A 26,294-nucleotide genomic window follows, 5' to 3' on the forward strand; every position below is an offset into this window, starting at 1 on the left:
GTGTTGTTCGGAATCTAGTGAAATGAATTCAGCATGACTGCTATAAAGTTATGCTAATTCAACCTAAACAACTATATATTGGTTATTATGAGTGAGGTGCTTATGCATCAGCTCTAACGAAACAATATTCAATAGTTTAGTAAGTATTTTATAAATATACAATTTTATATAATATTAAACAGCTAATTAAGTCAGATTTTTGTTAGGAGAATATAGTTGTGACTAAAGATTTTGCGCAAACAAGTCTATTATTTTCTGGTAATGCAGTATTCATAGAAGAGCTGTATCGGATTTATTTGACTAACCCTACTGCAGTTGATAGTAATTGGCATAGTTTTTTTCAGAGTTTTCAAGAATCAAATCTACAATCATCAGTTAAGACTACCGCAAAAGTTATTTTACCAGAAGAAAAAAAGCAAGATTGTCAAAGCGCCAAGAAGGTAGCTGAAGCAAAAAGTGATAATCATTTCAAGATAGCTGCTATGGTTTATGCGTATCGTGGTCGAGGGCACTATCTTGCTAAACTTGATCCGCTAGGGATGGAAAAGGCTCGTACTAAAGCTGAGCTGAGCTTAAACATTGAATATTTTGGTTTCACCGCTGAAGAGTTAGGAGATAATCTTAAGATCGATAAAAATGTTATTGATTTCCCTGATTGTACTTTAAAAGAATTTGTTGATGCGCTAGATAAAATTTATTGTAGTACTATTGCTATTGAGGTAGCACGCATACAGAATCTATCAGAATTACAGTGGTTATTTACAACTATAGAAAACAGTCAGTTAAAGTCTACTCTAACTGCGCAAGATAAACGATCAATTTTAAATGAGTTGATAGAAGTAGAAGGTTTTGAACATTATTTACATACTAAATTTCCAGGAGCTAAAAGATTTTCCATTGAAGGCGGCGACAGCTCAGTAGTGGCCTTGAATCAGATGATAAATATTGCGGCAAGTTGCGGGGTGAGAGAAGTGGTAATTGGCATGGCTCATCGTGGTAGGCTAAGTACTTTAACCAAAGTGATGCATAAGCCTTACCGAGCTGTGTTTTCAGAATTTATGGGCAATAGCGCTTTTACCACGGAGCTGGATGTTTCAGGGGATGTTAAATACCATATGGGTTATTCGTCTGATACAGATATTAATGGCCATAAGATACATTTATCTTTAACTCCCAACCCTTCTCATTTAGAAGCAGTGAATCCGGTAGTAGCAGGCAAAGTTAGAGCAAAGCAGGATTTAACAAATGATTTTGAACGCAAGAAAGTATTAGGAGTTTTGATTCATGGTGATGCTGCCTTTTGTGGACAAGGAATAGTTGCAGAATGTTTGGTGATGTCAAGCTTGCGTCCTTATACAATTGGTGGAATTATCCATTTTGTTATTAATAATCAGGTAGGGTTTACGGCAAATGCTGATGATACACGCGCTGGTCGATATTCTACTGAAATAGCAAAATTAATAGATGCACCAATATTGCATGTTAATGGTGATGATATTGAAGCTGTGTTACGTGCGACTTATATTGCTACACATTATCAACGAACTTTTGGCAAAGATGTGGTGATTGAGATAATATGTTACCGCAAATATGGGCATAATGAAGGCGATGAGCCAATGTATACTCAAAGTGCCATGTATAATATTATAAAAAACAAACAATCGCCGGCAAGTTGTTACGCGCAACTTTTAATAGATCAAGGAGTTATTGATCTAAGTTATGCAGATAAGTTACGAGCTGAATTTAAAACCAAACTTGATCTTGAATATTCATTGGTAAAGGACTATCGCCCAGAAAATAAGTGGGTACAAGGGTTATGGGCTGGCTATGTTAGAACTGATGCTGCTCCAGTAGTTACAGGAGTAGCGATTAAGCAGTTACAGGAGTTGGGTTTAAAATTATGTAATACACCAACTGATTTTGCCTTAAATCCAAAATTAGAGAAATTGTTTGAAGCGCGTGTTGTTCATTTAAATAATGGTACTAATATAGATTGGGCGACTGCAGAACAACTTGCTTTTGCCAGCTTGCTAGTTGATGGTATCCCGATACGCCTAACTGGTCAGGATAGTGGACGAGGAACGTTTTCTCATCGTCATTCAGTATTACATAGCCAGGTTGATGACACTAAATATATACCATTAAACAATTTGACTGCAACTCAGGGCAAATATTTTGTCGCTGATAGTAATTTGTCAGAATATGGAGTGCTAGGTTTTGAATATGGTTATTCTTTAGTCAATCCAAAGCATTTAGTATTATGGGAAGCTCAATTTGGCGATTTTTGTAATGGCGCTCAAATTATTTTTGATCAGTTCATTGCTAGTAGTGAAACTAAATGGTTGCAGTTTAGTGGTTTAGTGGTGTTGCTGCCGCATGGTTTTGAAGGTCAAGGACCAGAACATAGCTCAGCTAGGCTAGAAAGATTTTTAACGCTTGCAGCTGAAGAAAATATGATCATAGCATACCCTACTACCCCAGCTTCGTTTTTCCATTTGTTGCGTCGGCAAATAGTAAGGAATATCCGTAAACCATTGATAGTGATGACGCCAAAATCTTTATTAAGACACAAGTTGGCGGTATCAAAGCTTGTAGATATGGATACTGGCACCAAGTTTTTACCGGTTCTAGACGAGGTTGATGAGACTATACAGAATGGTCAAATTAAGCGGCTGATATTTTGTAGTGGTAAAGTATATTATGATTTACTGGAAAAGCGTAGCGCAAAAAATATTAGAGATATAGCAATTATTAGATTGGAGCAATTATATCCATTTGCGGAAGAAGATGTAGTGACGATTTTAAGCAGGCATACTAATGTGTCAGAATTTATATGGTGTCAGGAAGAGCCTCAAAATATGGGAGCCTGGAATTATGTTCAGGAATATTTGAACAATAGTTTGCGCAAAGCGAAAATCGCGCAGCAGTTTAAGTATATTGGACGCAAACCAGCTGCTTCACCTGCGGTCGGTTATTTATCAGTGCATAATCAGGAGCAGGAAGAATTATTAAGTATACTCGGTGAAAATTGAGAATTGCGTTGTCGTTCTTGAAGAATCTGCGATGCTCACGTACTCAAGTGTACGCTGCGCTTCTCAGACGGAGGAACTCCTAGCACTTCTTCAATTTTGACCTTCGTCTACATCGTTAATTTATATGTAAGTAGGAGGAAATTATAGAGTTGTCAATTAAAACGGCCAGAATCCAGTTCCGACCGTCATTGCGAAGAGCTTTAGCTCTGAAGCAATCCAGATCATTTGCATTTAAAGTAAAAAACTGGATTGCTACGAGAGCCAAGCTCCCTAAGTTCAGACGTCTGGAACTGGCCTCTGTGGTGTTAATAAAATATTTTAATTAGGCAACTCACGTTAAATTAAGACATGCATGATAGTAGAGGCATCAGGTTATCTGATCGAGATTTGGAGATCATAAAACAATCTTTCATTAAACATTTTCTTGATAAAGATCATTTATGGATTTTTGGTTCACGAGTTGATCCTAGTAAACGTGGCGGTGATATTGATCTCTATATTGAAACAACTTATGAGGATGTATCTATAGCTGTTGATAGCAAAATCGCATTTTACTCAGAGCTTCAGGAATTATTAGGTGAGCAAAAAATAGATATTATATTAAATATACTTAAGTTGGATTATAATTTGCCAATATATGAAGTTGCCAAGGTAGGTATAAAACTAGTATGAAGATTTTGACTGAGTGTATTAAAATTGCCCAAATTCATGTAGTTAGAATAAACTATGCCAGATTAAAGTTGGTTTCATATTTTCCTATATCTGTAAAGCTGTTAAAACATATCACTGAAGAAGAATTGCCGATTTTAGAGTTATACACTAGTCGTTTTGCAAAGCTACAGGATTTACTTGGCAATAAGATTTTTACATTATTTTTAGAGCAAATGGGAAAAAATGTTGAACAAATGAGCCTTATCGATAAGATAAATGAGTTAGAAAAACTAGCGATTATAGATAATGCTTATGATTGGCAATCGATGAGAGAGATCAGAAATCATTTAACACATGAATATCCTGACCAGCCAGAAATTACAGCTAAATATTTGAATATAATGCATGCACTAACTCCTGCTTTAGTGCAATGTTTAGAAAAAATCAAGAAAAGAATAAGGAGTTAATGTTTATGAGTATTAATATTATTGTACCAAGCCTAGGAGAGTCTGTAACAGAAGCAACGATTGCTAAATGGCATAAACAGCCAGGAGAGTCAATTGCTGTTGATGAGTTATTGCTAGAACTTGAAACAGAAAAAGTAACATTGGAAGTTAGTAGTCCGGCATCTGGAGTATTATCTAAAATTGTCAAAAACCAGGGTGATGTGGTAGCGATGGGAGAAATTGTTGGACATATTACAGAAGGTGTAGCGGGAACAGCTACCACTAAAAATGTAACAACTCAGAATGTCGATAATAAAATAGCTGAAGTTAATACGCAAAAAATAAATCATGTAAATACCTTACCTCCATCTGTACAAAAAATAGTTACAGAAAATAACCTTGATCCAGCAAATATAAGTGGATCTGGTAAAGGCGGAAGAATTACCAAAGGAGATGCCATTGAAGCCCTATCTGCTGCGCCTACACCTCTAGTTCCATCTATACCATCAGTAGGCGCTAATGATAGAGCTGTTGAACGAATTAAAATGTCAAGGTTACGTAAAACTATAGCACAACGTTTAAAAGACTCACAAAATACCGCTGCAATTCTAACTACCTTCAATGAAATTGACATGACCAATGTCATCACGCTTCGACAAAAATACCGAGAAGAGTTTGAAAAAAAACATGGGATAAAGCTAGGCTTTATGTCTTTCTTTGTTAAGGCTACTGTTGAGGCGCTAAAAGCTATTCCTTCGGTAAATGCAGAAATTGATGGGGATGATATAGTTTATAAGAATTATTATGATATAGGAGTAGCTGTCGGTACAGAACAGGGATTAGTGGTTCCGGTAGTACGTAACGCTAATAATTTAAGCTTTGCTGGAGTAGAAACCGAAATAGTGAATTTAAGTAAAAAAGCCAAAGCTGGTAAATTATCAATGGCTGATTTATCTGGAGGTACTTTTACTATATCTAATGGTGGAGTGTATGGTTCATTATTATCTACACCTATTATTAATCCACCGCAATCAGGTATTTTAGGGTTGCATAAAACCCAGGAAAGGCCTGTAGCAATAGGTGGTAAAGTAGAAATAAGACAAATGATGTATATTGCGCTATCATATGATCATAGAATAATTGATGGTAAAGAGGCAGTAACTTTTTTAATTAAAGTGAAGGAAGCGATAGAGAATCCGGAGCGGTTACTACTAAATTTATAATATTCTCTCTCTATACTCAGTGAAAATTGAGAATTTATTGTCGTATCCAAAGATCTGCGGTGCTCACGTATCTTATGTGTGCTGTGCTCCGCAGACTTCGATGTTCCTAGCACGTCTCAATTTTGACCTTCATCCATCTATAGTCAGATGAATTGAATTAGGGGATAAAAAAGAAAGCAGCAATAGAGTCAAAGTATGAAATTCATAGACATTGTTTCAATTTTTTGTCTCTATGTTCTATTGTAAGAATAACTTAAAATTGGCATTTTACGTTGTGTACGGATCTATTGCATAAAAGTAATTTTAGCGAGTGAGTGCACCTAAAACACGTTAGCGAGCTCGTTAAAATTACTTTTAATTTGTATGCTTATAGTGTATTTCAATATTTTTGTTGCTAAATTCTTATTATAGCCATGGATCAAAATATGCTCTTTGGAAGGATCATATTTTTCATTCACTTCTTCATGAAGTGGGGTTTGATAAATTAATTCCACATACTTTCCATTAAGGTGTGGAGAAGCTGGCTTAATTGGCCTGAATTTAATCCCATACTCCATTAATCTTTCTTGGACTTCATAAACAAAGGACTCCTGTCCCCTATCTGTCTGAATGCGTTGTATTCGGAAGGGCATACGTTCCATAACCTGTTCTAAAAATCAAATGTATTTATCGCAGTTCGTCGTTTATATAAAGCTAGAACTTTGTATCTAGTGCCATCATCTATAGCGGTATATTGATATAAGCTACTTCAATTTTACAAACGTCCATCTGCACTCGTTCCACTGGAAGCTTGCAATTATACCTTTTGGCTTGTTTACGATATAGTTGTGACCTTTTTTTATAGCAATTTCATCTCCCAATCCACGACCATATTAACACTCTTGTTAAGAGCGGACTCTACGATTTTTAGAGCTAATCTGTTCTTTTTTACCGACATCCTGGATAGTACTATGAATTAGTTGGCGGTTTATATATTTATCAAGACCTTTGATTGTTTTAGATTTTCTTTCACACCAATCATACTGTTCCGATGTAGTCAGATGATCATCACAATGTTGGCATTCATAACGAGCAACGTGTATACGCAAGTATACCGGTGTGCCTAGAATAGACAGATAACGAACTGTTATTGTTTCATCAAAACCATACCGTTTATTTGTTAATTGTCCGCACTTATGGCAGACTGTTTCTGTCTTCGTGCTTTCTACGTCAAAGATGATATTCCCTTGCGTATCAATGGTTTAAGCTATTATTTTTAGAGAATTTATGCCTAGAGAGAGTATGAAATTGGACATTTTGACGGCTATTATTGAGGATTATATATTTATCCATACCACTATAAACCCATATTCTCATTGATTGCTATCCCACAGGGGAAGTACGGAAGAGCCAGAGTTGTGTCTAAATTCCAATAATTTGTAATATTTCAACCTAAATTCAACACAATATATACGCAAAACTTTATTTTTGTGCAATCTTAATTAACGAAATTTGAAAACAAACTCGTAATGAGTTATCATTTAACTCTTATCGAGAACTAATATTAATAATTATAAAGTAGACAATACGATGATTACCACGCTCACGGATGAATATTTACAATACCAGCAAACAGTTGATCAGAAACGGTATTCTTCCAGTATAGACTTCCCATGTCATATACATCTTGAAACATTTGCAAAATGTAATGCGGCTTGTAATTTCTGTCCTTATCCTACTATTGAGCGACAGGGTACTCGTATGAGCGATGAGTTAATCGAAAAGATCATTCATGATATGGAAGACATTCCTAGATTACACAAATTTCAACTTAGTCCATTCAAAGTTAACGAACCGTTTCTTGACAACCGTTTATTAGGATTATTAGAAAAGTTTGAGAGTAGACTTCCTAATGCAGCAATTACTCTTACATCTAATGCAAGCCCAATAACAAAAAGTATTTTGTCGCAGCTAAGTTCTCTTAGAAATATCATAAATTTATGGATTTCATTTAATGATCATCGTCAAGAGCATTATGAAGCAACAATGCAACTGCCATACAAGAGAACCATTGAACGATTGGATATGATACATAATGCAAAAGTCGCTGGATCTTTCTTAACAATAGTCGTACTATCGCGAGTTGGTGATAATTCACCAGCTGATACAGAATTTAGGCAGTGGGTTAAAGCAAAATATCCATTATTTAAATCACAAGTCGTTGTAAGGAGTGAGTGGCTGGGACAAGTTACAACGACTCCTACCTCAATCCCGCCAAATGTAGGCTGCAACCGCTGGTTTGAGATTTCAATCACATCAACTGGTATTGTTGCACATTGTTGTATGGACGGAAAAGTAGAATATCCAATAGGAGATATCAATAAAACTCATTTGCTTGAAATTTACAATTCTCCACATTACAAGCAATTACGGGCGAATACCAAGTCAAGATTAGAGGTTGATCCCTGTAATCGTTGTAATTTTTTATGAGAGTATAATGAAGATTACGGTTATCGAATATAACTTGATACTATTTTTGCGAGAGCAGCAACATATAATTTCATTAAATGCTGATATCCTAAACTGCTGTGAGGCTAAGTGGCATGGTGATATTCCTATAGATATTCTGGCACAAGATATTTATCGTTTTGCAGCAGAAGATACCAAACAATCTTTGTTCAAAAAACTAGATGAAATAGCAAAAGAGCAGCGCCAAAGTATGTCAGTTGAGATCGCAAAAATATGGTGGGATACCTTTTGGCACCCAAAATCAATGACGTCTATTGATTTTAATGACGCAAAAGATGCGTTAAAACAAAATATACCTATAATAGATGTGTCAAAAAAATATGGAGTAGTAGTGAATTTAGCTACTACTAAGCAGGTTTCTGATATTTGGCAAATGTTTAAAACAATGCATGACTATACTTTGCCAAAGGGTTTAATGATTCATGGTATGTCATGTTCTAACTTATCTGAACACTGGTTCGATTTTCATTGGGATTTGGTTAATTCTAATCGCTATATATTTATGATCATTTATGTTGAACCTAATCCGCTCAAGTTCACGCTGCTTGATAGCAGAGAATCTGCAATTGAATTAGCAAAGAATGATCAAATCAGAGATTCATTAGTCTACACTATCATGCGTAAGCCTGTTGAAGAAGATGAATTTCAGATTCCTAATGGAGAGGTGTAATAAATTGTTTCGAGCTAACCATAAGCTAAGCCAACGTCATTGCGAGCCGTTCGGCGAAGCAATCTTAGGAGAGAGATTGCCACACCCAGCTTTTTGCGCTCTCATCGCAATGGCTACTGGATTTGCTCTATGCTGAAGTTCGCAATGACGTATTAACTAGATTGCTATGCCACCACGATGGCTTACTAATAGCGACAAGAGACAAAAATAATATGAATGAAAAGCTACGTGTCTATTTTATTGGAGTTGGATGGTTTATTTTAAGTTTAGCTAGTAGCACTTTTAAATGATATAATTTCAAAATATGCTGGTCTTCGTTTGCACAGCTTTGAAATTGCATTTTTCCGATTCTTTTTCAGTGCTATTACTCTCTTACCATTTATTTGGTATTATGGCAGGGATACGTTAAAGACAAGTAACCCTTTTATTCATATAATACGCGGAATTTTATTATTTTTTGGTATGGCTTCATGGACCTATGGGTTAACTATAGCACCAATTACAACTGGTACGGTAATTAGCTTTACTATACCTCTTTTTACCTTAGTTTTAGCGCTCTTTTTCCTTAATGAAAATATAATTTGGCAGCGATGGGTAGTTAATATTATTGGATTCTTAGGGTTAGTAGTTGCTCTAAAACCACATGCAGTCGACTTCAACCCCGAAGTACTGATATTTGTATCCGCTGCTCTTGCATTTGCGATGTTGGATATTATCAACAAGAAATTTGTAATTAAAGAATCAATGATTAGTATGTTATTCTACTCTGCATTAATTACAACTATACTATCAGCTCCTATGGCAGCTGTATATTGGCAAACTCCAAATATGCTAGAGTTATCTTTACTTTTTATATTAGGTATGAGCGCAAATTTAATTTTATTCCTCTTATTAAAAGCCTTTAGGTTAATTGAAGCTACTGCAAGTGCACCTTATAGGTACTTTGAACTAATATTTTCTGCAATTGCAGCATTTCTAATCTTTGAGGAGGTACCAGAACAAAGCACTATTTATGGAGCTCTAATTATTCTCCCTTCAACATTGTTTATAGTTTATTCGGAGAAAAAAATAATAATTAATAATATAGAAGGTGACAAGGCGCCGTCAAGTTAAGTAAGGAATAATTTATGAGATTGCGAGAACAGAAAAGCAATCTATATAATGGTTGATCTTGTATGATAGTTAAATGAGTTGTATTAGGTGATATAACAAGGTATAATCTAGCAAAAAATGACAACAAGTCCATATAGTACAGATTTAAGAAAAAAAGTAATATTGTACCTCAATAATAATCACAGCCAATTAGAGGCATCGAAATTATTTAATATCCACAAGAACACAATTAATCGTTGGTACATTCGCTATAAGAAAGAAGGGCATGTAGAACCAAGAGTTAGGCGTGGTTTTCAAAGTAAAGTTGATAAGTCAAATTTAGAAAGATATGTTCTAGCAAATCCAGAAATTAAATTATCTGAAATAGGCGTTAGATACGGAATCACAGCTTCTCAAGCTGGAAGAATTTTACGTCAATTAGGATTTAGCTATAAAAAAAAGCCTTTACCTATGTGGAAGCTAATGAAGAGAAACGAAATAAATGCATAAAAGTATAAAAAACATAGCTGCTCAACATCTTGTATAACCCCAGTTGTGTATGATTCATAGAGATTGTTTCAATTTTTAGATGTGCTAAAATCCATGAATGGATAAATTACAAAAAACGCGTTTAGATTGGATTAAATTATATCAAGAAGTAAAAGACGCAGGGATTGTATGTAGCAGATGTGGTATTTCTCGACCTACTTTACGCAAATGGTTAAAACGTTATGCAGAAGAAGGTATAACAGGCAGGACTTCCGCAAGACTAATGAAATTAGATAAGAATCGAGATATTATGGGAGTATAATGTAATTTAGATTGTGAGTATAAGATGACTACAAGAATAGATTATTGTCAGTATTTATTATCGAGCCAGACAAATTATACTATTACAAATTTTGCTGATCATGTAGAAGGTTTAAGCGACGACAGGGTCAGAAGATATCTAGCGAATGCTAAATTATCACCAAGATTAATATGGGAACACGGTAAAGAAGAGATTATCTTCAGCGCTAACGGCAAGTTGCTATTTGACGATAGCGTATTAGATAAAAGTTACTCGAATAATATAGATGAAGTCAGGTATCAATATAGCGGCAATGCCAAGGAAGTAATAAAAGGCATAGGTATTGTGACCTGTGTTTATGTTAATCCTGAAGAGAATAAGTTTTGGATAATAGATTATAGGATATTCAATCCCGATAAAGACGGTTTAACTAAAATAGATCACGTTAAAGAAATGCTGCGTAATGCTCATTATAGCAAAAAGGTTGCATTTAACACAGTACTTATGGATAGTTGGTATGCGACAACCTCGATTCTACTTCAAATAGAAACTATCGGTAAATATTACTATTGTCCTATCAAAAGTAATCGTTTAGTAGACGATAGCAACGGTAATAAGGCTTACTGTAGAGTTGATTCTTTGGATTGGAGTACTGATGATATTAGCAACGGTAAGATTATCAAGATTCATAAATTTCCTAAAGATCATAAAGTGAAATTATTCAGAGTAACTGTTTCTACCAACAGAACTGACTATGTCGTCACAAACGACATGGCTCAAAATTCGCTTGATGCTGTACAACAAGAGTATGGCTTCAGGTGGAAGATTGAGGAATTTCATCGTGAAGTCAAGCAAGTCACCGGTATTGAAAAGTGCCAATGTAGAATAGGAAGAATACAGAGAAATCATATAGCTTGCGCTATCATGGTCTGGAATTGTTTGAAAAAAGCTGCAAATGCTGCTTCTAGCACCGTATATCAGCTAAAGAGCGGGTTATTAAGGAACTATTTAATCCAGGAATTAAAGAGCCCTGTCGTGCGATTTGCGTAAGTCCTGACAGGATTAAAAGAGCTTAGTCGCAAGCCTCATTCTTCTCCTAAGAAAAGTATCAGATCAACAAGAAAAACTTTTGTCATCTATACGTAATGAATGTAAATTATGGGTTAGAAGGGTACAAAGTGAGATTAAGAGATTGCATGATATTTCTCTATCACTAGCAACCATTCATAAAGTCTTTAAGAAGAATAATATACCGTACTTAACAAAAGAAAAGGCATTATCGTAAACAAGCCAAAAGGTATAATTGCAAGCTTCCAGTGGAACGAGTGCAGATGGACGTTTGTAAAATTGTAAGTAGCTTATATCAATATACCGCTATAGATGATGGCACTAGATACAAAGTTCTAGCTTTATATAAACGACGAACTGCGATAAATACACTTGATTTTTAGAACAGGTTATGGAACGTATGCCCTTCCCAATACAGTGCATTCAGACAGATAGGGGACAGGAGTTCTTTGCTTATGAAGTCCAAGAAAGATTAATGGAGTATGGGATTAAATTCAGGCCAATTAAGCCAGCTTCTCCACACCTTAATGGAAAGTATGTGGAATTAATTTATCAAACCCCACTTCATGAAGAAGTGAATGAAAAATATGATCCTTCCAAAGAGCATATTTTGATCCATGGCTATAATAAGAATTTAGCAACAAAAATATTGAAATACACTATAAGCATACAAATTAAAAGTAATTTTAACGAGCTCGCTAACGTGTTTTAGGTGCACTCACTCGCTAAAATTACTTTTATGCAATAGATCTGTACACAATGACTATGCTTAGTTAAATTTACATCTAACTTTAGCTACTAGCTTCATTCGCTGAGCTACTATATATATGATGCTTCTCTTGATTGAAACATTTTGTAATATTAAGTTTAATTATTTTAACTAGCTTTTAATTTATTATTTTTGTAATGTACTTGTTGGACGATTAATAATCAGTCTTCCTAACTTCGTGTGCCAGTTTTTGAGTGTTGAACACTAGTATGAACGACTTATAACAAAATTTCAATCTAGCAAGACCTTATGCAGAATACAGATTCTATTCTTCAACCTATACAACCTTCCCCTATAGATACGATAAAGAAAAGACCGCCATATGCTAGAAGATATAATCGTTGGCGTATTCGAATTTTATATTCGATTATTATTGGCTATGCTACTTTTTATTTTTGTCGTCAGAACTTTAATATCGCCATGCCGGTATTAATGGATCATTTTCATGTCACTAAAACTCAGCTTGGATGGATATTGACAGCTGCTTCCATAGTATATGGTGTCGGAAAGTTTGTTAATGGATTTATTAGCGATAAATCCAACGCTCGTATATTTATGGCATGTGGCCTTGGTTTAGTTGGGATAGTAACCTTTTTTTCAGGGTTTGCTTCTAGTATTACAAGTTTAGGAATTTTGTGGATTTTAAACAATTGGTTTCAATCTATGGGATGGCCGCCAATAGCGCGGATGTTAACACACTGGTTTGCGCCAAAAGAATTAGGCACTAAGTGGGCGATAGGAGCTACCTCGCATCAAATTGGTGGCGCTATAACTATGGTCTTGTGTGGATATTTAGTAGATAGCTATGGTTGGCAAATGGCTTTCTTCGTCCCAGGAGTCGTAGGTATATTAATCGCCATTTTTTTATTTGATCGATTGAGAAACTCACCAGATGAAGTTGATTTACCAGTAGTAGAAGAATACAAAGAAGATAGTATTCCTTTTGGTAATAAGCTTGCGCTGACAACACGTCAATTATTAGAAATGGTGTTTATAAATAGATTAATGTGGTACGTTTGTATGGCAAATATGTGTTTATATGTGGTACGTTTAGGTATTATATTTTGGGCACCAATGTTTTTACGCGAATTAAAAGGTATGAGTTTATCTCAGGCGGGATGGCAAGTCGCAGCATATGAGATTTTAGGGTTGTTGGGTGGTCTTTGTGCAGGTTGGATGTCGGATAAAATTTTCTTAGGGAGACGTGGACCAGTAGGGTCAATTTTTATGATTGCACTGGCAATCATGCTGATTTTATTTTGGCAAATACCAGCAGGTTATGAATTACTTAGTATGTGTGCTATGACTTTAGCTGGTTTTTTTGTATATGGACCGCAAGTGCTAATAGGTGTTGCTTCTGCTGATTTTACCAGCAAACAGGCTATTGGTACTGCTAATGGTTTGGCCAGCGTATTTGCTTATCTTGGTTCGGCATTATCAGGAGTATGCGTGGGTTGGATAGTTGATTCTTCGGGCTGGGATGGGGTATTTTTATTTTTTATTCTCTCAGCAATATTAGGTGCAATATTTTTTGCTTTAACTTGGAATGCTAGTGCTAAGTCGACCGCTTAACGCAATTTGATCTTGCCCTAATTTTCCTGACACAAAGTCTATCAAGGGAAAGGAGTGGCAAAGATGCCAAAATGAATATACGATGAATTTAAAAGAGAAGCAGTGAAATTAGTGCAAGGAAGTGATAAATCAGCAGAGCTATGGTTCTACTAGAATTTATCATGAATTAAAGTATCTAGGCATAGGCGCGTACATACAATTGCGAGGCTTTGCTGAAACAATATTATAATTCAACAAAACAAGAAGCCAAAATCAACTCCTTCCAGGGGGAGGCCTATGAAAATAATTAATGTTACTTTTACGACTCGTATTGGAGGTTTGGAACAGGTGTTCCTAGATTATAACGAATGTATAAAATCTACAAACAATCAAATTATTTCCTTAGTACATAAAAAATCGCCATTAATACCATTAATCACTTCTCCTTATTATGCAGTAAATAATTTTTCAAAATACGATATCATAACACTAATTAAGATATATAATATTATCAATAAAGAAAACCCAGATTTAATCATCACTCATGGAAATCGGGCGCATTATATGTTGACCCAAGTTATTCGCCATAGATTATTAATACATAATTTATTAAATAGATTATTAAATAGACCTCCTAGCGCTAATAAGATTAAAGCAGCTATTCCTATTATCGGTATATGTCATGATTATAGCTTCGCTCATATTATTCGTTGCAATTATATTATATCTGTTAGCAATGATATGCGCCAACAGTTAATATCTAAAGGATATCCTATGGATCAAATATTTCATATCCCTAATATGATAAAAATACCAGTTGATCTCACTTATTCTCCTCCGCAACCTAAAGCTATCCCAGTAATTGGTATACTCGCACGTTTAGAAAAAATAAAAGGAGTGGATATTTTTATCAAAGCTTTAGCCTCATTAAAACGACAAAATGTAGCTTTTAAAGCAAAAATTGCTGGAAATGGTGTTGAGTATAATAATATAAAAGATCTTATATATAAATATAATTTACATAATGAAATTAACATGGTAGGCTGGATAGACAATAAAAGAGATTTTTTCAATAGCATAGATATATTATGTGTACCATCTCGCTATGAACCTTTTGGTTTAGTGATCCTGGAAGGTTTTTTACATTCAATTCCGGTAATCGTGAGTAATGTTCCTGGGCCTATGGAAATTGTACAGCATGGCGTAAATGGTCTGATTTTTGAGTCTGAAAATCACGATAATTTAAGCGCTGCAATTAAACGCATCATAGGTGAGCAAGAATTAGTAAAATATCTTACTTTGTCAGCTTTTGAGCGAATAAAGACATATGATATGGTTGAGATTAGTCCAAAGATTAGTCAAGTTTTTTCAAAATGTATGTTTAATTAATGCAGTAAGTCAATGAATCATTTAATTGTTAGTGTCACCTTTTTATTGTTTATTATGTTAAATTATGCGCAAGCAGAAGTAATTCAGACCAGTAGCTTACTTCCTATCGAAACGGCAGTTAATAACTCCAATGAACATACTTTGTTAATATTTGATGTACAGGAAGTACTGATGATTGCACGAGATCAGGTGCTAACTCCTGCCTATAAAGTTGAAAGAAAAAAAATTAAGCAACAACTCCTCTCGCATTTGCCAACAAAAGATACTGAAACTATAGAAAGTATAATCTTGATGGATTATAAACCAGTCCTAGTTGATCCTGATATAGTAAACTTAATAGCCAATGCAAAATCAAAGCACATCAAGACACTAGCTTTAACTAGTGGATATACCGGTAAATTTGGTAAAATTGATAATCGAGAAAATTTGCGTATCGAAAAATTAAAAGCTTTAGGTATTGATTTTAGCTCCAGCTTTTCACAGATACCAACATTATCTTTCTCACATTTACAAGACCTACATAATACGAAATACACTCCAATGTTTAAACAAGGTATAATTTTTACCTGTAGATTACCAAAAGGTGAAGTGCTGGAAGCATTTCTTGTTCATGTAAAATCTCCAGTAAAAAAAATTATCTTTGTTGACAATAGGATTAAAAACGTAATGTCTGTAGAATCATTCTGCAAAAGCAAGGGTATAGAGTTTCAAGGATTTGTATATGCAGCCGTGAAAAATAGACCTAAATTACCATTAAATCAACAATTAGCTACTTATCAATTTAATGCCTTAGTAAAACAGCAACATTGGTTGAGTGAACTAGAAATACAAACTCAGTTAAAGCAACCAAATACAAAAGATTAGCTTATTAAAGCAACTATCCTCCTATTGATTTTTGTCTAAATTTTCTGCGAATGTTTGATGAACCATGTCAAGTCGTCATTGCGAGGGCTTTGCCTGAAGCAATCCAGAAAAACTCGGCGGTCAAAATTGACTGGATTGCTTCGACCATAAATGGTCTCGCAATGACGAGCTTTATCTTTAATTGACACAGCTCATTAAACACTCTCGAATTTCTCAGTAGTTAAATTATCAAAAAAACTAAAAATTACTACGCTTACAAAGCTATTTTACCATATATCACAAAATTTATTATAATAGACCTCTTTCGAAACTGGACTAAATATGTTATAAAGTCGAATTTACTTAATTTAGAACTATATGAGATATAAAAATTTAAGCATTTTATCGGAAGAGCATTTTAGAAGATTAACAGGGGTAAGAAATAGTACATTTGAAAAGATGGTAGGGATTTTAAAGACAGAGAAACAAATAAATAGGAGGTACCAAGGTGGCAGAAGAGCTAGTCTTAGTATGGAAGACAGCCTATTAATGACACTTGAATATTTAAGGGAATACCGTACCTATTTTCATATAGCTAAGAATTATGGAGTTAGCGAAAGCAGTGCATTTAAAACAATTCGTTTTGTTGAAGACACTCTAATAAAACATCCGGATTTTGCTCTTCCAGGTAAGAAGGCTCTAGTTAAAAGCGGTATGGAGTATGAATTAGTTTTAATAGATGCTACAGAAAGCCCTATAGAGCGACCCCAAAAAAACAGAAATACTATTACTCAGGTAAAAAGAAAAGACATACGTTAAAGACTCAAATAGTAGTAGATAAGAAAAGCAAACGAGTCATATGCACTTCTTTTTCCAATGGTAAGCGTCATGATTTTAAATTATTTAAAGAATCAAGAACCCATATACTGCCTGAGGTTAAAGTGATTACTGATACTGGTTATCAAGGCTTACAGAAGATTCATACAAATTCTGAGCTACCAAAGAAAAAGAGTAAAAAGAATGCTTTAACTAAAGAAGATAAGAAAAATAATAGAAGTTTAGCAAGTGACAGAGTATTAAATGAAAATGTTATCGGTATGTTAAAGCGTTTTAAAATAATTGCTGATAAATATCGAAATAGACGCAAAAGATTTGGTCTTAGGTTCAATTTAATTGCTGGTTTATATAATTGGGAGCTTGGTAAATGAGTTTCGAAAGAGGTCTAATGTTTCATTAACCAAAATTGTGATTTGTCTTGCAATCAAGTACCATTTTGATTTGGATATTATCAACTTAATATAGAAAGTAAAATATGGCTAAATCTGATGAGTCACTGAAACTTGATTTAAACGTTAAAATAAAGGCGTATGAACCAACTTTGGATGAGATCAAGAATTATGTTCAAGCACAACAGCAAGCATTGAAAGAAAATTCTAATATAACTTTAAATGATTATCTAAAGGAAAATAGTGCTCACAAGGGCTCAAATACTGTAGTAGTAGCAGATCTATCTGGTATGGAATTTGATAGGGAATACAAGAATGGAACAGCAGTAAGTTCTTTGCTTGACCTAAAAGGAGTGGATTTTAGTGGTAGTATTATCAAAAATACCAGCTTTACTAACTGTGATCTGACAGATGCTGTATTTTGTGACACTGATTTAACTAATGCTAATTTTAAGGGAAATAATACCATAAAAAATATAGATTTCCGTGGCGCTGATTTAGCGACATGTCAATTTGACAATATGATGACGGGTGATCAAGTTGCAGGTATCAAATTTAGCACCACTTCTGCTTTAGGCAGACAATATGCTGATATTAAGGGTGATATATTTCGTACAATAGAACGTCAGGAATTAGTAAAGGAAAAAGAACAAGCAGTGAATGCAGCATATAAAAATCTAGGGGTTACAGAAAAATTATATGTCACAATAGGGGTGGATAAAGGAAACAAAAAATATGATGATTTAGTGACTGAGTTAGACCAAGCAAAAGCTGGGGGTTTTCCTAATAAAGATTATACAGAATCATTAAATAAGAAAAAACAAGAGGTTAAGGAAGCGTATAGCAAACTTGGTGTTACTAGATTTACTACCAATGCAGAAGACCAGAAACACTATGACACGTTAAGTGCAGAACTAAAGGAAATGAGAGCTAAGCCTCCAGAAAAAGACTACATAATGCATAAAAGCTTTCAGAATGTATTTAGTAGTCAATCAGATACTTTTGATCCTGCTTATACCAGAGGTTCAAGTAAAGCAGAGCGAGATCAGCCAAAAGGATATGTTGAATTATCCAGAGAAAATGTTGTCACTTATTTAGATCGTATTAAAACTGAGACAAAATTATCTTTAAATGACTTTGCCAAAGAGATTAAAAAAGAGGAGCTGGCAAAAGAGGGAAAAAAATTAGATCCTAATACGAAGTATATCGCTGATTGTTCTGCTAAAGGTAATACAGATAGCACAAATTCATTAAGAAAAGTGGATTTATCCGGCCTTGATTTTACTAATGCTAAAATAGATGGTGTAAGCTTTGCTGGCTCTGATTTACGTGGGTGTAATTTTACCGGCGCTGATATTAGTCGCTCAAGTTTTGAAGGAGCTGATCTTGGTCTTAAAAGAATAGAAATCGATGGTTCAACACGTACGCAAGGAGTAATATTTGACAATACTACTGCTAGAGATGCTAACTTTTTTAATACTAACTTTAACGCTGCAAGCATCAAAGACAGTGATTTTAAACGAGCTTACATGCCACGTTCCGATGGATCATTTGCGCAAATTGAAAGTACCAATTTTGATTATGCTAATATTAAAAATGGTAAATGGGATCAAACTACAATTAAAGAAGCTACTTTTAATTTTGCGAATATGGAAGGTATCTCTCTTGCTGGTGCTGATATGAGGAAAGTACAAGCTCAGCATGCAATCTTAAATGGGGCAATTTTAACTAATTGTAATGCTATTGAGAGTGATTTTACTAAAGCACATATGAATAACGTTACTGCTACCAAAGCAAATTTACAAGATACGATATTAAAAGGTATAGAAGCCAAAGGCATTAATTTATCAGACGCTGAATTAAACGAATTTACCAAACTTGATGGTGCAAATTTAGAAGGTGCAATCCTAAAGAGAATTAATGCCGAGAGAGTGAGTTTTGTCGGCGCTAATATGGATAAAGTTGATGCAGAATTTGCTAAGCTTAGTGGAGCAGATCTTGAAGGCGTTAAAGCCAGGTTCGCTAAGTTAGATGGAGCAATATTAGATGAAGTAAAAGCATCTGGTGTAGATTTGACTGGTGCTAAGTTGAATAATATTAAAGCTAGAAGTGCAGATTTTACTAAAGCTGTTATGGAAGGCGTTGAAGCGAAAAAAGCTGATTTTACTAAAACTGATTTTACAGAGGCTGATTTACAAAATGCTAACTTAAAAGAAGCTATATTAAAAGAAGTTAACCTGGCGAAAGCCAAAGTTAATACTAATACTAACCTCGCTGGAGCTGATATCAAAGGTGCGGTAGGAAAACTACAGGATTATGGTAGTGATGGAAAAAACAAGGGAGAAAAATCCATTGAAGAACAAAAAGTTCAAAGTGAGAAAATAGAAGCGGCTAAGAATATGCCCTGGTATAAAAAGGCTGCTGGGACAGTTTTGGACTGGTGTGGAAAAGGGCTTAACAAAGCAAAAGAACTTGCTGGACAAGCTAAAGACGCAATAGGCGGTTTTATTTCTAAATATGGTAAAGTTGTCGGGGCGGTAGTAGGCGTAGGGATTGCAATAACAGTTGCTGCTGGAATTGTTGCTACTGGTGGTTTAGGGTTGGCAGCAGCAGCAGCAGTATATGGTGGATGTGCTCTAGCTGGAGCAGCTATTGGAGCTGTAGGTGCGCATTATGGGATCAAACATGCTGGTGTTGGTGCTGTAGTTGGCGGATTATTTGCTGCTAGCGTAACTGGTAGTCCTACTGCAATAATAGCGGGAGCAGGACTTGGCGAAGTAGCAAATAAGGTGCTAAAGAAAACTACTGGCGTTGAAATGGGAGCTGGAACAGCTCTGGGAGTAACATTAGCTCTGGCCACAGGTGGACTGGCAATTGGGCCAATACTTGCTGGGTCTCTTGTTGGTGTTAGTACAGATGTGATTGTCGAGAAAGCAACTGGAAAATCTTTGGCAGAGTGGGGGAAGGATGGTTATAAAGGGTTAACAGAACTCTGTGAAAAAGGAGCGGAAAAATATGGTAGTAGTCCTGAGCTCAAGGCCTTAATAGCAGAACAAACTAAGTGCCAGGCTATTTTTGATGAGAAAGCTAAAGAACTCAAAAATTCTATGGGCTCACCAGATACAACATTAGAGAATAAGTTAAAAAATGATCTAGCAAGGCAGCAAGATCAAAAAACTCCACCATTGGATCAGGTGTTGAGCACAGAGAAACAAGCTACCTTAGAAAAGCAGCAGCAAACTGTTAATAAAACTGTCGAAAAAGAGAAGTTACAGGATAATGTTTCACAGAAATTGCAAGAAACAGCTTCTAAAATCGGTGATTTAAAATCACAACAACCAACAAAACAGGAAGATAAATCAAAAGATCAATCTACTACAGTTATCAATAAAAAAGCACCACAACAGGTAGGTGGTCGTGGTGGTAATTCAAATGCAATATAAACAAGAAAAGTGATTTATTTAGAGACATTTATAAAAAGTAGTACATAAGTAATATGAGTAAAATAGAAGATCAACATATAGAACCAATAAAACAAACCACTGAACTTAACAAAGAAGAAGCGCAGTTATCGGTTAAGGAAGAGACAGTAGTTCAAGTTAAAGACAAAGAAGTTGAATCTGGACTACAGACAAAACTAGAGCAAGAACAGCAAATTCAACCGCAAAAAACTGCTCAGGACAGTGTTGGCTTTGAAGATAAAGAATTTGACACTATTACTAAAGAAATTCGTGACCAAGTTATTTCCAAACAACTTGGGTTACTACAAAACGCTTTAAGCGATCAAGCTGAAAACGAAGAACAAAAAGCTCAAATCAAAAAACTTAGTCAATTAGAATTAAATCAGTTTTTACAAGACGAAAAGAATAAAGATTCAATCAATAAGGCTCTTGCTGATCCAAAGCTTAATGCGGCATTGAATAATGCTGAGGTAGAGGGTTATGGTCAATTTCACAATAAATTTAAAGATAAATTTGAGGATTTACAATGGGAGCCTGGATCAAACGAATCCACTCGGTCTAAGGAAGTAAAAAATAAAGACGGTCAGTCATTATGTACTTTAACTGAAACTATGGTTAAGGAACCAACCACAGTAACGTTGGCTGATGGTTCAACAAAGGAAGTGTCTGGTTACCGTAAAGTTGATTTTCCAAAAGAGCTAACGGGCGAAGGCCCACTACATCTATCGATGGCCGTCAAGGGTGCAGACGGTAAAAATATTGCTGAAGATAAAGCTGTTTATTTTAGTGCACATTATGATAAACAAGGCAAACTTACTGAAGTTAGTACACCAGTACCGGTAAAATTTATGGGAAAAGGTGATGATGCTATAGGTTATATAGAACGGGACGGCAATGTTTATACTTTACCAGTAACTCAAGGTAAGTATAAGGAAATGATGAAAGAAGTGGCTAAAAATCAAGGTATGGGGATGGATTTATCTCAAAGTCTTGATGTTCCTGCCAAAACTAATGAACTTGCTGAAAAATTAGGTGCTGATACAGTATCACAAGTTAAACCTAAAGAAGATTTGGCAATTGAAGCTACTAATCAAAAATTATCTTTAGAAAATCAATCACTTGCTAACACTTTAGGCCTTGAAGCAGTGTTACAGGAGAAAAGTGATAAAGAAATCAAGAATCCAGAACTAGAACAAGGCAAAGAGAGTAAAAATCTAGAACTTACTGCTGAAGAAAAATTAAAAGAAAAAGCTGCTCTTGCACAAAAATTAGGTATGGACAAGGTACTACAAGTTGAATCTACAGATTTAACAGTAGAAGCTAAGCAAAAATTGGACTTAGATGGTAAAAAACAAGAATCAGCTTTAGAAGGGCAAGAAAAAGACAAAGAAAAAGCTAATCAAGATAAACTCAAAGTAGATGATCCAACAAAAGAAGAAAAAGCCGGATTCCAAGGATTACAAAGTAAAAAAGAAGCTATAGAATCATTAAGCAAAACTGATGTTAATAATGAGGTGGTGCAAGCAACTACAAAATCTGAAATTAAGTCAATAGATTCTAAAGATAAAGAGCCTAAAAAAGAAGAGCCGGTAGTAGAGTCACAACAAAATGTTGAGAAAAAGTTAGAAGAAGTTGATCAAAGAAAACAGCAAGAGAAAAAAGAAATTGAGAAAAGCAAAGAAGGCGTAGTAGTAAATAATCCTGGGAAACAAACTGATAACATAGACACAGCAAAGCAATTGGATGAGACGCAAAAACGATTAATGATAGATAAACACTCTCATCAGACCAAAGCACAGATTGATCTCGAAATGTCAAAGGATGCTAAAGCAATTGCAACTGTAGCTAAAACAAATTTAGAAGCTCAACAACAAGGACCAATCAAAGAATCAATTGGATCAATAAAACCAAGTCAAACACCTAATATAGAGCAAGGATCTCAAAGTAAAGGTAAAGATGCCCTTTCAAAATAAAAATACGCAGAAGAAGCCAAATGATGATCAAGCTTTCGTCATCAATGAAATTAACAAGATTAAAGCAGAAATTAGTAGCTTAAGATTAGCTGATTTTGACAGATTGCATAACATTATTACCAATCTATTGGCCATGCCTAATATTCCACCGGCATTGCGTAATATCGTTAGTGATCTTAGCTTTAAAATTGCCGCACAAGAACAGCAAATAAAAGATACCGCCATCAACCAATCTGGATCAACAGAGATGCAAAGGGATGCTAATGCGGATTTAAATAAGCATTTCGATGAGGCATTCGTTCACGAGACGCAAGAACAAAAGATACAATCTTTAAAAAAAGAATATAATTCATATAGCACAAACATGCTACAAGAATTGGAACATGATAATAAGCTTTTAGAAAAAGCATTGTCAGGTAAAGAGCTAAGTAAAAGTGAACAAGCAAAATTGACTGGTCAACATGATAATGCTGACGAAAAAGTAAAAGCTGAAGAGAAATTAGCAACAAAGGCTAAAAAATGGGCGCAAATATATGAATTAGAGGAAAAGCTTACTAATTCTCTTAAATATAAACAAGAAAAAATAACACAGTTTGATAAAATGCTAGCAACTACCGACTTGCCGCATGAAAAACGAAAAGAGCTAATAGGATTAAAAGTTAAACATCAACAAAAAATTGATAAACATAGCAAAACCTTGAATGCTATAAAGACAAAATGCGCTAAAAGAGATAAGGAGTTAGAATTATTAGCTGATCCAAAGTTAGATAAAAATATAGCGCATCATCTCGTAAAAAAACATCACCATATTCATGGTAAACGATATGAGCAAGAGGAGTCGACCAATCCCGATCATCGTGGATTAAAAACGCTAAAACGTTTAGTAAAAGAAATAGGTGTTCCTGATAATTTAAGCAAAGACCAGCAATCTGAAGAATCACATGCATCAAAATTAAAATCAAAAGCACAAAATATAACTAAAACTGTAAAGCACATGCATTCTCTTAAGTTAGAGGATAATGAGCGTGTGTCACAACCAAGTCATACCCCTAAAATTTCTAAACCTATTACAAAAGGTCGTCATAATATTTAATGCAAAAGAGAATAGACCTCTTTCGAAACTCATTTACCAAGATCCCAATTATATAAACCAGCAATTAAATTGAACCTAAGACCAAATCTTTTGCGTCTATTTCGATATTTATCAGCAATTAGGGAGTGTTCGGTGAACTGTGTCATTTTAAAAATCATCTCCTAAATTTTAGTCTGTCTGGGAAATAAATATCCAGCTGAGAAATTGCCAAAGCCCAATTTGGTACCGGCATATTCCATTTAGCTGTAATTTGTTTTATAGCGCAAAACATCAATTTAAACAAGGCGTTTTCTGATGTGAATGAGCCTTTAGTTTTGGTATATTTTCTGACTTGACGATGAAAACCCTCTATAGGGTTGGTAGTATAAATCAGCCTCCTTACCTCGTTCGAGTACTTAAAATAAGTGGTTAAATTATCCCAATTTTGTTGCCAGGATTTTATAACCATTGGATATTTTTTACCCCATTTTTCGTCAAGTTGTAATAGATTATACTCAGCAGAATCCTTACTTGCTGCCTGATAGACAGTTTTTAAATCTACCATGAATTCTTTTTGGTTCTTACTGGCAACATTTTTTAATGAATTACGAATTTGGTGTACTATGCAAAGCTGTACTTCAGTTCTAGGAAATGCCGTACTGATCGCTTCCGGAAAACCTTTGAGACCATCTATGCAGGCAATCAATATATCTTCAATTCCTCGTGCTTTTAAATCATTTAATACTGAAAGCCAGAAATGCGCTCCTTCTGATTCAGCGGGATAAAATCCCAGTATCTCTTTATATCCTGAACTGTTGATGCCCATAATATTATAGAGTACTTTAGTGATGACTTTATTATCCTGCTTTACTTTAAAAAACATTGCATCTAAAAACATCACTGCATATACCGATTCAAGCGGTCTTGCTCGCCATTCATTTAGCATTGGCACTAGTTTATCAGTTACACTAGAGATAGTAGCTGCCGATACTTCTACCCCATAAATTTCTTGTAAGTGATTAGCTATCCCATCATAGGATGTCCCAAGACCGTAAAGGGCTAGTATTTTATTATCAAGTTCCTCATTTAATATTGTTTGGCGTTTTTTAATTAATTGTGGTTCAAAACTACCGTTGCGATCTCTGGGTACTTCAAGTTCAAAGGCACCACTACCGGTTCTCATAGTTTTAGTAGCAACGCCATTTCTGCGGTTGCCGCCTTGCTCAAGCGTCTCTTCTTCTAAATGAGAATCCATCTCACCTTGCAAAGCTATTTGTGTTAAGTCTTTAACTAAATTTGTTAACAGCCCACCTTTACCAAGTAATGGTTTGCCTTGATAGAGACCCCTAACAATCTCGGCTAACGCCTCATTTTGTGTCGAAGGTAAATTTGTTACTTGCTGCGCTAAACTAACTTCAGTTAAATTATTACTGTTTATATTCTTCTTCATGTCAAACTCTCTGCTTTCTGTACAGTTTATAAAGATAAATTACTTATTAATTTATCTTTATCCTGAATCGGTTGCAAAGATAATTTTTTATCATTAAAAAATTATCTTTCTAGGTTTGACACAGTTTGTTGAACGTCCTCAGCAATTATTTTAAAACGCTTTAACATACCTATAACATTTTCATTTAATACTCTGTCACTTGCTAAACTTCTATTATTTTTCTTATCTTCTTTGGTTAAAGCATTCTTTTTACTCTTTTTCTTTGGTAGCTCAGAATTTGTATGAATCTTCTGTAAGCCTTGATAACCAGTATCAGTAATCACTTTAACCTCAGGCAGTATATGGGTTCTTGATTCTTTAAATAATTTAAAATCATGACGCTTACCATTGGAAAAAGAAGTGCATATGACTCGTTTGCTTTTCTTATCTACTACTATTTGAGTCTTTAACGTATGTCTTTTCTTTTTACCTGAGTAATAGTATTTCTGTTTTTTTGGGGTCGCTCTATAGGGCTTTCTGTAGCATCTATTAAAACTAATTCATACTCCATACCGCTTTTAACTAGAGCCTTCTTACCTGGAAGAGCAAAATCCGGATGTTTTATTAGAGTGTCTTCAACAAAACGAATTGTTTTAAATGCACTGCTTTCGCTAACCCCATAATTCTTAGCTATATGAAAATAGGTACGGTATTCCCTTAAATATTCAAGTGTCATTAATAGGCTGTCTTCCATACTAAGACTAGCTCTTCTGCCACCTTGGTACCTCCTATTTATTTGTTTCTCTGTCTTTAAAATCCCTACCATCTTTTCGAATGTACTATTTCTTACCCCAGTTAATCTTCTAAAATGCTCTTCCGATAAAATGCTTAAATTTTTATATCTCATATAGTTCTAAATTAAGTAAATTCGACTTTATAGCATATTTAGTCCAGTTTCGAAAGAGGTCTAATGTTTAACAACCATAGGCGTCAAGTTAAGGAAATAAAGTAAAACCCGTTATTGCGAGGAGCTTTAGAGCATGTCTTCAAACAAGTAGCTACAACTGGATTGCTTCACTAATGGTTTCAGCTCACTCAGAC

18 protein-coding genes and 5 pseudogenes are annotated in these 26,294 nt (G+C 34.8%); 18 read left to right on the forward strand and 5 right to left on the reverse strand.

All coding sequences use genetic code 11. From position 1 onward, the window contains the following. Nucleotides 1-218: 218 nt before the first annotated feature. The 4 genes from R2I74_RS05830 to odhB all read left to right on the forward strand — a co-directional run bounded on the left by R2I74_RS05830 (nucleotide 219) and on the right by odhB (nucleotide 5,352). A complete protein-coding gene (locus R2I74_RS05830) occupies nucleotides 219-3,032 on the forward strand; it encodes a 2-oxoglutarate dehydrogenase E1 component (protein ID WP_316354506.1) in 2,814 nt (937 codons plus the stop codon). Nucleotides 3,033-3,380: 348 nt separating this feature from the next. After that, nucleotides 3,381-3,704: a hypothetical protein gene (locus R2I74_RS05835; protein WP_316354508.1), complete on the forward strand. Its 324-nt coding sequence runs from the start codon at nucleotides 3,381-3,383 to the stop codon at nucleotides 3,702-3,704. Further along, nucleotides 3,701-4,150, forward strand: a complete 450-nt coding sequence (locus R2I74_RS05840) for a hypothetical protein (RefSeq protein ID WP_316354510.1) — start codon at nucleotides 3,701-3,703, stop codon at nucleotides 4,148-4,150. Before R2I74_RS05835 ends, R2I74_RS05840 begins: the two co-directional genes overlap by 4 nt. A gap of 5 nt (nucleotides 4,151-4,155) precedes the next feature. Continuing rightward, the gene (odhB, locus tag R2I74_RS05845; RefSeq protein ID WP_316354512.1) at nucleotides 4,156-5,352 is read left to right on the forward strand and encodes a 2-oxoglutarate dehydrogenase complex dihydrolipoyllysine-residue succinyltransferase; all 1,197 of its coding nucleotides are present in this window, start codon (nucleotides 4,156-4,158) and stop codon (nucleotides 5,350-5,352) included. 461 nt (nucleotides 5,353-5,813) lie between these two features. On the opposite strand, the pseudogene R2I74_RS05850 reads toward odhB, so the two are convergent. Together R2I74_RS05850 and R2I74_RS08225 are read right to left on the reverse strand one after the other, a co-directional pair. Further along, a pseudogene (locus R2I74_RS05850) lies at nucleotides 5,814-6,165 on the reverse strand (DDE-type integrase/transposase/recombinase); the annotation flags it as partial. A gap of 71 nt (nucleotides 6,166-6,236) precedes the next feature. Beyond that, nucleotides 6,237-6,590, reverse strand: a complete 354-nt coding sequence (locus R2I74_RS08225; RefSeq protein ID WP_394355860.1) for a transposase family protein — start codon at nucleotides 6,588-6,590, stop codon at nucleotides 6,237-6,239. Nucleotides 6,591-6,921: 331 nt separating this feature from the next. On the opposite strand from R2I74_RS08225, the gene R2I74_RS05855 reads away from it, so the two are divergent. From R2I74_RS05855 to R2I74_RS05920, 14 genes and pseudogenes are all read left to right on the forward strand, one after another. After that, complete coding sequence (locus R2I74_RS05855) at nucleotides 6,922-7,821, forward strand: radical SAM/SPASM domain-containing protein (RefSeq protein WP_316354514.1); 900 nt, start codon at nucleotides 6,922-6,924, stop codon at nucleotides 7,819-7,821. Nucleotides 7,822-7,828: 7 nt separating this feature from the next. Continuing rightward, nucleotides 7,829-8,530: a hypothetical protein gene (locus R2I74_RS05860; protein ID WP_316354516.1), complete on the forward strand. Its 702-nt coding sequence runs from the start codon at nucleotides 7,829-7,831 to the stop codon at nucleotides 8,528-8,530. A 212-nt stretch (nucleotides 8,531-8,742) separates the two neighbouring features. Then, nucleotides 8,743-9,643: pseudogene (locus R2I74_RS05865) on the forward strand (DMT family transporter). Nucleotides 9,644-9,760: 117 nt separating this feature from the next. Beyond that, nucleotides 9,761-10,132, forward strand: coding sequence for an IS630 transposase-related protein (locus R2I74_RS05870; RefSeq protein ID WP_316354518.1), 372 nt, complete (start codon nucleotides 9,761-9,763; stop codon nucleotides 10,130-10,132). Between the two features lie 97 nt (nucleotides 10,133-10,229). Beyond that, nucleotides 10,230-10,385, forward strand: a pseudogene (locus R2I74_RS05875) (helix-turn-helix domain-containing protein); the annotation flags it as partial. A gap of 72 nt (nucleotides 10,386-10,457) precedes the next feature. Then, nucleotides 10,458-11,462: an IS701 family transposase gene (locus tag R2I74_RS05880; protein WP_316353273.1), complete on the forward strand. Its 1,005-nt coding sequence runs from the start codon at nucleotides 10,458-10,460 to the stop codon at nucleotides 11,460-11,462. Nucleotides 11,463-11,871: 409 nt separating this feature from the next. Next, nucleotides 11,872-12,192: a hypothetical protein gene (locus R2I74_RS05885; protein WP_316354519.1), complete on the forward strand. Its 321-nt coding sequence runs from the start codon at nucleotides 11,872-11,874 to the stop codon at nucleotides 12,190-12,192. A gap of 306 nt (nucleotides 12,193-12,498) precedes the next feature. After that, nucleotides 12,499-13,821 (forward strand): MFS transporter, encoded by a 1,323-nt coding sequence (locus R2I74_RS05890; RefSeq protein ID WP_316354521.1) that lies wholly within the window; start codon nucleotides 12,499-12,501, stop codon nucleotides 13,819-13,821. 276 nt (nucleotides 13,822-14,097) lie between these two features. After that, a complete protein-coding gene (locus tag R2I74_RS05895) occupies nucleotides 14,098-15,189 on the forward strand; it encodes a glycosyltransferase family 4 protein (RefSeq protein WP_316354523.1) in 1,092 nt (363 codons plus the stop codon). Nucleotides 15,190-15,201: 12 nt separating this feature from the next. Beyond that, a complete protein-coding gene (locus tag R2I74_RS05900; protein ID WP_316354525.1) occupies nucleotides 15,202-16,053 on the forward strand; it encodes a DUF2608 domain-containing protein in 852 nt (283 codons plus the stop codon). A gap of 357 nt (nucleotides 16,054-16,410) precedes the next feature. Next, nucleotides 16,411-17,240 (forward strand): IS5 family transposase gene (locus R2I74_RS05905; RefSeq protein ID WP_316353063.1). Its coding sequence is split into 2 segments (ribosomal slippage): nucleotides 16,411-16,801 and nucleotides 16,801-17,240, totalling 831 coding nucleotides; the frame shifts between segments, so codons are not numbered across the junction. A 104-nt stretch (nucleotides 17,241-17,344) separates the two neighbouring features. Continuing rightward, complete coding sequence (locus R2I74_RS05910) at nucleotides 17,345-20,701, forward strand: pentapeptide repeat-containing protein (protein WP_316354527.1); 3,357 nt, start codon at nucleotides 17,345-17,347, stop codon at nucleotides 20,699-20,701. Nucleotides 20,702-20,754: 53 nt separating this feature from the next. Further along, nucleotides 20,755-22,692, forward strand: coding sequence for a Sca4 family protein (locus tag R2I74_RS05915; protein ID WP_316354529.1), 1,938 nt, complete (start codon nucleotides 20,755-20,757; stop codon nucleotides 22,690-22,692). After that, on the forward strand, nucleotides 22,676-23,785 hold the full coding sequence (locus tag R2I74_RS05920) for an AAA family ATPase (RefSeq protein ID WP_316354531.1): 1,110 nt from the start codon (nucleotides 22,676-22,678) through the stop codon (nucleotides 23,783-23,785). Before R2I74_RS05915 ends, R2I74_RS05920 begins: the two co-directional genes overlap by 17 nt. Before the next feature lie 29 nt (nucleotides 23,786-23,814). Here the strand turns inward: R2I74_RS05920 and R2I74_RS05925 are convergent. From R2I74_RS05925 to R2I74_RS05935, 3 genes and pseudogenes are all read right to left on the reverse strand, one after another. Continuing rightward, nucleotides 23,815-23,907, reverse strand: a pseudogene (locus R2I74_RS05925) (IS5/IS1182 family transposase); the annotation flags it as partial. 32 nt (nucleotides 23,908-23,939) lie between these two features. Further along, nucleotides 23,940-25,214 (reverse strand): IS256 family transposase, encoded by a 1,275-nt coding sequence (locus R2I74_RS05930; RefSeq protein WP_316354189.1) that lies wholly within the window; start codon nucleotides 25,212-25,214, stop codon nucleotides 23,940-23,942. A gap of 137 nt (nucleotides 25,215-25,351) precedes the next feature. Further along, a pseudogene (locus R2I74_RS05935) lies at nucleotides 25,352-26,100 on the reverse strand (IS5 family transposase); the annotation flags it as partial. Nucleotides 26,101-26,294: the final 194 nt, after the last annotated feature.

The organism is Candidatus Trichorickettsia mobilis (assembly GCF_963422225.1).
GTDB lineage: Bacteria > Pseudomonadota > Alphaproteobacteria > Rickettsiales > Rickettsiaceae > Trichorickettsia > Trichorickettsia mobilis_B.

Bases quoted from the DNA above. Each gene is read 5' to 3' on its own strand.
- R2I74_RS05835 (WP_316354508.1), top strand. From the start codon at position 3,381: ATGCATGATAGTAGAGGCATCAGGTTATCTGATCGAGATTTGGAGATC.
- R2I74_RS05840 (WP_316354510.1), top strand. From the start codon at position 3,701: ATGAAGATTTTGACTGAGTGTATTAAAATTGCCCAAATTCATGTAGTT.
- odhB (WP_316354512.1), top strand. From the start codon at position 4,156: ATGAGTATTAATATTATTGTACCAAGCCTAGGAGAGTCTGTAACAGAA.
- R2I74_RS05855 (WP_316354514.1), top strand. From the start codon at position 6,922: ATGATTACCACGCTCACGGATGAATATTTACAATACCAGCAAACAGTT.
- R2I74_RS05860 (WP_316354516.1), top strand. From the start codon at position 7,829: ATGAAGATTACGGTTATCGAATATAACTTGATACTATTTTTGCGAGAG.
- R2I74_RS05870 (WP_316354518.1), top strand. From the start codon at position 9,761: ATGACAACAAGTCCATATAGTACAGATTTAAGAAAAAAAGTAATATTG.
- R2I74_RS05880 (WP_316353273.1), top strand. From the start codon at position 10,458: ATGACTACAAGAATAGATTATTGTCAGTATTTATTATCGAGCCAGACA.
- R2I74_RS05885 (WP_316354519.1), top strand. From the start codon at position 11,872: ATGGAACGTATGCCCTTCCCAATACAGTGCATTCAGACAGATAGGGGA.
- R2I74_RS05890 (WP_316354521.1), top strand. From the start codon at position 12,499: ATGCAGAATACAGATTCTATTCTTCAACCTATACAACCTTCCCCTATA.
- R2I74_RS05895 (WP_316354523.1), top strand. From the start codon at position 14,098: ATGAAAATAATTAATGTTACTTTTACGACTCGTATTGGAGGTTTGGAA.
- R2I74_RS05900 (WP_316354525.1), top strand. From the start codon at position 15,202: ATGAATCATTTAATTGTTAGTGTCACCTTTTTATTGTTTATTATGTTA.
- R2I74_RS05910 (WP_316354527.1), top strand. From the start codon at position 17,345: ATGGCTAAATCTGATGAGTCACTGAAACTTGATTTAAACGTTAAAATA.
- R2I74_RS05915 (WP_316354529.1), top strand. From the start codon at position 20,755: ATGAGTAAAATAGAAGATCAACATATAGAACCAATAAAACAAACCACT.
- R2I74_RS05920 (WP_316354531.1), top strand. From the start codon at position 22,676: ATGCCCTTTCAAAATAAAAATACGCAGAAGAAGCCAAATGATGATCAA.
- R2I74_RS05930 (WP_316354189.1), bottom strand. From the start codon at position 25,214: ATGAAGAAGAATATAAACAGTAATAATTTAACTGAAGTTAGTTTAGCG.